The 9,290-nt window shown below is 65.2% G+C and carries 7 protein-coding genes; 3 read left to right on the top strand and 4 right to left on the bottom strand.

Annotated elements, in window-relative coordinates; genetic code table 11:
* Positions 1 to 75: 75 nt before the first annotated feature.
* From araD to ppsR, 4 genes are all read right to left on the bottom strand, one after another.
* Positions 76 to 1,818 carry an L-arabinonate dehydratase gene (araD, locus tag VTU_RS0103450; RefSeq protein WP_010100800.1) on the bottom strand — a complete coding sequence of 581 codons (1,743 nt, stop codon included), beginning with the start codon at positions 1,816 to 1,818 and terminating at the stop codon, positions 76 to 78.
* A 216-nt stretch (positions 1,819 to 2,034) separates the two neighbouring features.
* Positions 2,035 to 3,306 (bottom strand): ATP-grasp domain-containing protein, encoded by a 1,272-nt coding sequence (locus VTU_RS0103455; RefSeq protein ID WP_010100801.1) that lies wholly within the window; start codon positions 3,304 to 3,306, stop codon positions 2,035 to 2,037.
* Entirely contained in the window at positions 3,303 to 4,244 is a 942-nt protein-coding gene (locus tag VTU_RS0103460) for an EamA family transporter (protein WP_040891846.1), read from the bottom strand. Before VTU_RS0103460 ends, VTU_RS0103455 begins: the two co-directional genes overlap by 4 nt.
* A gap of 207 nt (positions 4,245 to 4,451) precedes the next feature.
* Complete coding sequence (gene ppsR / locus VTU_RS0103465) at positions 4,452 to 5,273, bottom strand: posphoenolpyruvate synthetase regulatory kinase/phosphorylase PpsR (RefSeq protein ID WP_010100803.1); 822 nt, start codon at positions 5,271 to 5,273, stop codon at positions 4,452 to 4,454.
* Between the two features lie 277 nt (positions 5,274 to 5,550).
* On the opposite strand from ppsR, the gene ppsA reads away from it, so the two are divergent.
* From ppsA to VTU_RS0103480, 3 genes are all read left to right on the top strand, one after another.
* The gene (gene ppsA, locus VTU_RS0103470) at positions 5,551 to 7,941 is read left to right on the top strand and encodes a phosphoenolpyruvate synthase (protein WP_010100804.1); all 2,391 of its coding nucleotides are present in this window, start codon (positions 5,551 to 5,553) and stop codon (positions 7,939 to 7,941) included.
* A 34-nt stretch (positions 7,942 to 7,975) separates the two neighbouring features.
* Positions 7,976 to 8,305, top strand: a complete 330-nt coding sequence (locus VTU_RS0103475; protein ID WP_201766093.1) for a DUF4212 domain-containing protein — start codon at positions 7,976 to 7,978, stop codon at positions 8,303 to 8,305.
* Positions 8,226 to 9,290: sodium:solute symporter family transporter (locus tag VTU_RS0103480; protein ID WP_438873574.1), on the top strand; the 1,065-nt coding region annotated here is incomplete at its 3' end. The genes VTU_RS0103475 and VTU_RS0103480, both read left to right, overlap by 80 nt.

The following is a 9,290-nucleotide window of genomic DNA, read 5'->3' on the forward strand; positions in this document are numbered from 1 at the left end:
GTGGCTGCGCTGACTTGCATGAGCAGCGCGCGGGTTTGGGGGTTCACGGGGAGTCTGCCTCGCAGGGTTCGTTGCTCAAAAAATGTCCGGCTCCGGCACGGCGCGGCCAAAGCTGGTTTCCAGGAAATCGAAGTCGCAGCCCTCGTTCGCCTGAAGAACGTGGCGCCCGAAGATCCAGCCGTAGCCGCGCTCGTAGCGCGCGGGCGGCGCGGTCCACGCGGCCCTGCGGCGCGCCATTTCCGCGTCATCGACTTCCAGGTGGATGCGCCGCGCCGCAACGTCCACGGTGATGTAGTCGCCGCTGCGCACCAGCGCGAGGGGGCCGCCGATCGCCGCTTCGGGCGCGCAGTGCAGCAGGCAGCCGCCGTAGCTGGTGCCGCTCATGCGCGCGTCCGACAAGCGCAGCATGTCGCTCACGCCCTGCCGGAGCAGTTTTGCGGGGATGGGCAGCATGCCCCACTCGGGCATTCCGGCGCCGCGCGGGCCGGCGTTGCGCAGCACCAGGACGTCGTCGGCCGTGACCTCAAGTTCCGGGTCGTCCACGGCTTTCTTCAGGCTCGGGTAGTCGTCGAATACCAGCGCCCGGCCCCGGTGTTGCAGCAGGTGCGGCGCGCAGGCGCTGGGCTTGATGACGACGCCGTCGGGCGCGAGGTTGCCGCGCAGCACGGCGAGCGCGCCTTCGGCGTAGATGGGTTGGTCGAGCGCACGGATGACGTCGTCGTTGTAGACCTGCGCCGCTTCGATGTTCTGCCCGAGCGTGCGGCCGTTCACAGTGCGCGCGTCCACGTGCAGGTGCACGCGGATGCGCTGCAGCAGCGCGCGCAGGCCGCCGGCGTAGAAGAAGTCTTCCATCAGATAGGTGTCGCCGCTGGGGCGGATGTTGGCGATCACCGGAACGCGGCGGCTGGCGGCGTCGAAGTCGTCGAGCGTGAGTGCGTGCCCGGCGCGCCGCGACATCGCGATCAGGTGCACGATCGCGTTCGTGCTGCACCCCATGGCCATCGCGCAGGCGATGCCGTTCTCAAAGCTCGCGCGCGTGAGCATGCGCGCGGGCCGCAGGTCGGCCCATACCATTTCGACGATGCGCCGGCCGCATTCGGCGCTCATGCGCATGTGGCCGGCGTCGGCGGCCGGAATGCTCGAAGCCCCGGGCAGCGTGAAACCGACGGCCTCGGCGATTCCCATCATCGTGGCGGCGGTGCCCATCGTCATGCAGGTGCCGTGGCTGCGCGCGATGCCGGCCTCCATCTCTTGCCAGTCCTGCTCGCTCAGGCGCGCGGCGCGGCGCTCGTCCCAGTATTTGAATGCGTCCGATCCCGAGCCCAGCACCTTTCCCCGCCAGTTGCCGCGCAGCATCGGGCCCGCGGGCAGGTAGATGAAGGGCAGGCCCATGCTGAGCGCGCCCATCGTCAGGCCGGGCGTCGTCTTGTCGCAGCCCCCCATGAGCACCGCGCCGTCCACCGGGTGGCTGCGCAGCAGTTCTTCGGTCTCCATCGCCAGGAAGTTGCGATAGAACATCGTCGTCGGCTTGACCAGGCTTTCGGACAACGAGATGGCCGGCAGTTCCAGCGCAAAGCCGCCCGCCTGGAAGATGCCGCGCCGGACGTCGTCCACCCGCTGCCTGAAGTGCGCGTGGCACTGGTTGGCGTCGCTCCAGGTGTTGACGATGGCGATGACCGGTTTTCCCACCCAGTCGCTCGGCGCGTAGCCCATTTGCAGCATGCGCGAGCGGTGGCCAAAGGAGCGCAGGTCGTCGGGCGCAAACCAGCGCGCGCTGCGCAGGCTGTCGTAAGAGAGGGGGGCGTCGGCATCGGTCATTGCGCGGGGGACCAGAGGGTCGAAAAGGCGAACGGGGGGTTTTCGGGGCCGGCGGATTAGAGCACCAATCGCGTGCTTGCCGCACTGGGGGAAAAGCCTGAGCGCACCAAGAAGACGATGCAGAAGACCGAAGGCACCACGCAGGCCACCCAGACCCAGAAGCAGGGATGCCTGGCCGTGCCCTACGGCGAACGCAACGCAGCCAGGGCGACCGGCCTATTTGCACGTCACGGGAACATAGTGCTGCAGCCGCTCGAAATCTCGGCGCAGCACTATCCTGTCGTCGTTGTAAAGCGTCAAGATACCAGCATTGTCGACCAAAGAACGGGAATTCACGACCGCCCCGGGCTGGACGTTCCAGACGATCTCGTAGCGGCTTTCTATTTTCGGCTCATTGAGTTGCACCACGGTGCCGTGACCGACGGGGAGCAATGCCGAAACCACGTTGTTTGAGACGATCGGCTGAATGTCGCTCAGCCATGCAGGATCAACGGTGTAGTAGAGGTTCGCGTCGATCAGATTGACGTGGCTGTTTTTTTCATGGAAGGGCACGCCGATTCCACCGGGAACGCGAGCAGCGATCTCGAGAAAGACGATGCTGCCGTCCGCTTCATTGAAGAATAGTTCATGGTGCGTCGAGCCGTTCTCGAAGCCGAGCGCGGTGACGACGTCCTGATTGAATTGGAAAAGACGCTGCCTCAGCGCCTCGGGGATCGCGGGATAGACGGAGAGCGGCTTACCCTGGACGAAATCGAAATTGGAACAGCCGAGTTCCAGGATACCGCTGAAGACGACGATACCGTTGCGCACGAACGAATCGCATTGGTACATGGTGCCGGAAATGAATTCATCCACTTCGTACTCGAAACGGAAGATTTCATCCTCGACGACTTTGCGTGCCACGAGGAAATCTTCGTAGCTTTCAACAACCGTGACGTTGAAGCTGCCGGCCGCTCTGGTCGGCTTGACGACGAGACGTTTGCCGAGCTTCTCGACCAGCGCGTCGTAGTAGGCCTGCGGCTCAGCGGAGAGCCTGTTGCGATCCAGTTTTTCGTAACCTGGTACGCGCACACCGTGCTTCGCTACGGCCTCTTTCATCTCCAGTTTGTCGCGAAAGCGTTGTACCATGTCCGGGGAGTCGCCCGGAATGTCAAGGGTGACACGGATCGTCGCCGCACCCAGCACGTTGCATTCCTCTTGGCAGAACACGCGAACAGCGTCCGCATTACCAGCTTGCCCGATTTCATGTTCGACCAGAACCAGCATCTCTTCGACGCTCAGTACCGGCCGTACGTTGTCCGTCAGCGCGCCGCCGACACGCACGATGTCGTCCATGTGCCGTGCAATGCGTGCGTTGACCACTTCATCGCGATAGAGTACCAGGACGGTGCGCACCTTGGATCGCACCTTCTCGAGAGCCGCGTCCGAAGCAAAATTCACATACGCCTGTGTGATGAATACAAGGGTCTTGACCATGATCAGCTTCAAGGCTTTGCGCTGGATAGCGCATGATTCGTGGGGCGCATGCTCATCCATGCATTCGAAAACAACACGGCCACACACGTGGCAACAATGAGCGAGGGAACCAGCGGCGACGGCCAACCTACAAAACTTTGCTCGACGAGCAGCGCAAGCGCCGGCACAGACGGCACGATGATGGAGACGCGTGGTGCACCCAGTACGACGATCGCATGCTGCAGCGTAAATACGGGAATCACTACGGACACCAGGGAAAGCAGTACCAGCCTGCCCAGGAGCATCAGGTCGATGGCATGCAGAGTCGTGCCAAGCGACTGCGACAAGCCAACGGCTCCCGTGAGCACGATCAGGAGATAAAAGCGATTACAAAGGATATCCAGCGTCTTGCATTGGATTTTCTTGACGACTTGCGCCGACCAATAGACATAGACCCCGCCAGCTATGCCAGCGATGGTTGCCAGTGCGATACCGGAATACAGCCTGGACATTTCGATTGCGATCACCCCTTCCGTTGCGACGCGAGCGGCGACGAGGCTGAAGAGACACAAGGAAATCAATATGCAGCCCAGCGTGCGCAATGACCAGAAACTCGCTTGTCCAGCAAACAATCCACACACCAGCACGGCAATCGGCACGCATCCCTGATAAATAGCTGACTCGACGGAAGCCTCTATTCTTTGCAACGCCAAAAACATGAAATACCACGCAGCAACAGTCAGCATGTTCAGGATGACAACTTCCGAAAAATGCTTGCGCAGCAGATCGAATGGCCGCCCCCCTCTCATCAGGTGCGCACCAAGGAAAATGACGTAGGCCGTCAGGAGGGCAATGAAAGTCAGAGTCGACCCGCTGATGTTCGAAAATGCAAACGTCACCCAAACCGCGGAAAGTGCGGTACTGACGCAGTAAACCGCGATTGTCAGATATCCGTTACGTAAGACTTGCATTTCAGACTCCATTGGAAACAGCAACTTCGATTAATTCACGAGGAGACGCCGTTTCGGGGTCGTTGTGCTGTCGGGCGAAAACATCCGGTTCTCAAACAAGGTGTCCGTGTGTCCGCTTGATCCGGGTTTCGTGGGGGTGCTGACCATGTCAAAAGACACGCAATATTCGTGCCGATATATCTTCACAGGCTCTGACGGCTGTAGCCTTCAGTACCTCAACCGCTCGGGCCACAGCTCCTGCAAGATGGTGGTGGCGATCTCTTCGATGGACTTGGTGGTCGTCGAGAGCCAGCGGATTCCCGCGCGGCGCATCATGGCCTCGGCTTCGGAGACCTCGGTGCGGCAGTTTTCCAGGCTGGCGTAGCGCGATTCGGGGCGGCGCTCGTTGCGGATTTTTGACAGGCGCTCGGGTTGGATCGTCAGGCCAAAGATTTTTTTGCGGTGCGGCTCCAGCGCCGGTGGCAGCTGGCGGCGCTCGAAGTCCTCGGGGATCAGCGGGTAGTTCGCCGTCTTGAGGCCGCACTGCATCGCCAGGTACAGGCTGGTCGGCGTTTTGCCGCTGCGGCTTACGCCGACCAGGATCACGTCGGCGCCCGCCAGGTCGCTGTGGCTCTGGCCGTCGTCGTGCGCCAAGCTGAAGTTGATGGCCTCGATGCGGTTGCTGTATTCCTGGCTGCCGCTCACGTCGCTGAAGCGGCCCACGCGGTGGTGCGACTTGATCCCCAGCTCCTGCTCCAGCGGGCGCACGAAGGTGCCGAACATGTCCAGCAGCATGCCCTTGCAGCCGCTCTGGATGACCTTGAGCACCTCCATGTTCACCAGCGTGGTGAAGACGATGGGTTTCTTGCCCTCCGCGTCTCCCGTGTGGTTGATCTGCCGTACCGCCTGGTGCGCCTTGTCCACGGTATCGACGAAGGGCAGGCGCACGTGGCGCGGCTTCATCTCGAACTGCGCGAGGATGGCGTTGCCAAAGGTTTCTGCGGTGATTCCGGTGCCGTCGGAGACGAAAAATACGGTGCGCGAGTGCATGGGGGCCGACTTCGGGAGTTTCCGGATGGGGGGATTGGAAGGGGACAGCGTGCGCCCGCCGCCCGGGCCGCGGGCCGCCGGCTGACGCAAGCCTACAATTGTGGCCAATATTCGGGGGCGTCCCGTACCGCCCGTCCCAATTTCCACCCCAATTTGCAATGCACCCCTCCGGCCCACAAGCACAAAGAAGATCAGGCCGCTGCCCGTGCATGGCCGCGCACCCCCGCCACGCCGGGGACGCGCGCGCAGACCCGGTTTCAACTTCTGGAGCTTTCCCATGTCTGCACTCTTCCCCCCGACCGCCCTGGTCGTTCCGTTTGAAAACCTGAGGATGACCGACGTCGGGGCCGTCGGCGGCAAGAACGCCAGCCTCGGCGAGATGATCTCGCAGCTGCCGCAGGGCCTGCGCGTTCCCACGGGCTTTGCGACCACGGCGCATGCGTTTCGCGCGTTCCTGCAGCACGACGGGTTGGCGGACCGCATCCGCTCCCGGCTTCAGGGGCTGGACACCGAGGACGTGCGCGCGCTCGCGGCGGCGGGCGCGGAAATCCGCGCCCTGGTGCAGGCGCAGCCCTTCCCGATGGACCTGCAACGGGCGGTCGCCGACAGGTTCGCCACGCTCTGCGCGGAGCATCCCGGTGCGTCGTTTGCCGTGCGCTCCTCGGCCACTGCCGAGGATCTGCCCGAGGCCTCGTTTGCCGGCCAGCAGGAGAGCTTTCTGAACGTCACGGGCCTGACCGACGTTCTGCTCAAGATCAAGCAGGTGTTTGCCTCGCTGTACAACGACCGCGCGATCTCCTACCGCGTGCACAAGGGCTTCGAGCACGAGGGGGTGGCCCTGTCCGCGGGTGTGCAGCGCATGGTGCGCTCCGACCTGGGCGCGGCCGGCGTGATGTTCACCATCGACACCGAGTCCGGTTTCGCGGACGTGGTCTTCATCACCAGCAGCTACGGCCTGGGCGAGACCGTGGTGCAGGGCGCCGTGAACCCCGACGAGTTCTACGTGCACAAGCCCATGCTGCGCGCCGGCCGGCAGGCGCTGATCCGGCGCACCCTGGGCAGCAAGCTGGTGCAGATGGTGTTCTCCAGCCCCGAGGAACAGGTGCGCAGCGGCCAGCTGGTGCAGACCGTGGACGTGCCCGCCGCGCAGCGCAACCGCTATTCGCTGACCGACGCCGAGGTCGCGCAGCTCGCGCACTGCGCGCTGCTCATCGAGCAGCACTATGGCCGCCCCATGGACATCGAATGGGGCAAGGACGGCAGCGACGGCGAGATCTACATCCTTCAGGCGCGTCCCGAGACCGTCAAGAGCCAGCCCCGGGCCCAGACCGAGCTGCGCTACCAGCTCAAGGGCCAGGGCAACGTGCTCGCCGAGGGCCGCGCGATTGGCCAGAGGATCGGCACCGGGCCGGTGCGCCTGGTGCGCAGCGTCACCGAAATGGACCGGGTCCAGCCCGGCGACGTGCTCGTGACCGACATGACCGACCCGAACTGGGAGCCCGTGATGAAGCGCGCCAGCGCCATTGTCACGAACCGCGGCGGCCGCACCTGCCACGCCGCGATCATTGCGCGCGAGCTGAGCATTCCGGCCGTGGTCGGCTGCGGCGACGCGACCGAGCGCCTGAAGGAGGGCACGCTGGTCACCGTGAGCTGCGCCGAGGGCGACACCGGCCGCGTCTACGACGGACTGCTGGAGACCGAGGTCAGCGAGGTACAGCGCGGCGCCATGCCGCCGATCGCGACCAAGATCATGATGAACGTGGGCAACCCGCAGCTGGCCTTCGACTTTGCCCAGCTGCCCAACGAGGGCGTGGGCCTGGCGCGGCTGGAGTTCATCATCAACAACAACATCGGCGTGCACCCCAAGGCGATCCTGGACTACCCGCAGATCGACGCCGACCTGAAGCAGGCCGTGGAGTCCGTGGCCCGGGGCCACGCGAGCCCGCGCGCGTTCTACGTTGACAAGGTGGCCGAAGGCGTGGCGACCATCGCTGCGGCGTTCTGGCCGAAGCCGGTGATCGTGCGCCTGTCGGACTTCAAGAGCAACGAATACCGCAAGCTCATCGGCGGCAGCCGCTACGAGCCCGAGGAGGAAAACCCGATGCTCGGCTTTCGCGGCGCCGTGCGCTACCTCAGCGCAGACTTTGGCGCGGCCTTTGCGATGGAGTGCGAGGCACTGCGGCGCGTGCGCGGCGACATGGGGCTGAGCAACGTGCAGGTGATGGTGCCCTTCGTGCGCACGCTGGGCCAGGCCGAGCGCGTGACCCAGCTGCTGGCCACGCACGGCCTGGAGCGCGGCAAGGACGGGCTGAAGCTGATCATGATGTGCGAGGTGCCGAGCAACGCCATCCTGGCCGAGCGCTTTCTGGCGTTCTTCGACGGCTTTTCGATCGGCTCGAACGACCTGACCCAGCTCACGCTGGGGCTGGACCGCGACTCGGGGCTGGAGCTGCTGGCGCAGGACTTCGACGAGCGCGACCCGGCCGTGCAGGCGCTGATCCACCAGGTCATCCGGACCTGTCTGGCGCAGGGCAAGTACATCGGCATCTGCGGCCAGGGCCCGAGCGACCACCCGGACTTTGCACAGTGGCTGGCGGACGAGGGCATCTCGTCGATCTCGCTCAACCCGGACAGCGTGATCGCCACCTGGCAACGGCTCGCGGGCTGACCCGCGCAGGCCCGTGATGCCGCCGATGCCGCCAATGCAGCAGCCCGCACACCGCCCCGCGCACCCGGGCGAGGAGCCCATGGCCGACCCGCCCGCGCCGCAGCTGCACGACGCGCGGCATCTCTGGCTCAAGGCCGGGCTGCTGCTGCTCTGGGCGCTGGTCTCATTTGGCGCCGCCTACTGCGCGGACGACCTGCAACGGCTGGTGTTCGGCGGCTGGCCCCTGGGCTACTGGATTTCCGCCCAGGGCGCGGTGCTGGTGTTCATCGGCATCGTGGTCGCCGATGGCTGGGCCATGGGCCGCATCGAGCGGCGCGACGCGCGGCGGCCGCGGCGCGCGGGTACAGACCGCCACCAGGGCTGACGTGGACGCCGACCGCGCCCAGCTGTGGCGGCTGCACCGCATCCTGGCGCTGTATGCCGCGGGGGTGCTGGGCTTTCTCGCGCTCATGGCCTGGGCCGAGAGCCAGGGCCTCGCGCGGCACTGGATCGGCCCGATCTTCCTGTTCCTCCCGGTGATGGTCTACGCCGGGATCGGCGTGTACCACCGCACCAGCGACCCCGAGGACTATTACGTCGCGCGGCGGCGCATTCCGCCCATGTACAACGGCATGGCCACCGCCGCCGACTGGATGAGCGCCGCGTCGTTCATCAGCCTGTCCGGGGCGCTGTACCTGCAAGGCTTCTCCGGCACACCGGGGCAGGCCGGCGGGCTCGCCTATCTGCTCGGCTGGACGGGGGGCTTCTGCCTGGTCGCGCTGCTCATCGCACCGCAGCTGCGGGCCATGCAGCTGTACACCGTGCCCGACTTCTTTCATGTGCGCTTTGGCGGGCGCTGGCCGCGCGCCATCGCGGCGCTGGCGGCCGTGCTCTGCTCCTTTACCTATGTGGTGGCGCAGATCTACGGCGTGGGGCTGATCGCGTCGCGCCTGACCGGCGTGCAATTCGAGATCGGGATCATGCTCGGCCTGGGCGGGGTGCTGCTGTGCTCATTTCTGGGCGGCATGCGCGCCATCACCTGGACGCAGGTGGCGCAGTACGTGGTGGTCCTGCTGGCGTTCATGATCCCGGTGTCGTGGCTGGCGTACAAGCAGCTGGGCAATCCGCTCGCGTCCCTGGTCTACGGCGCGCAAATCGGCAAGATCGCCGACCTGGAGGCGCAGCTGCGCGCATCCCCCGCCGAACAGCAGGTGCAGCGCGCCTATCTGCAACGCGCCGAAGATTTTGCCGCGCGCCTGCAGGACGTGGACGCCGCGCTGGAGCGCGAGCGCGCGAAGGGCCGTGAGCGCATCCGCGCGCTGCGCGCCCAAAACGCCGACATGCGGCTGATCGTCGCGGCCAGCCGCGAG

Source organism: Verminephrobacter aporrectodeae subsp. tuberculatae At4 (genome assembly GCF_000193225.1).
Classification (GTDB): domain Bacteria; phylum Pseudomonadota; class Gammaproteobacteria; order Burkholderiales; family Burkholderiaceae_C; genus Acidovorax; species Acidovorax aporrectodeae.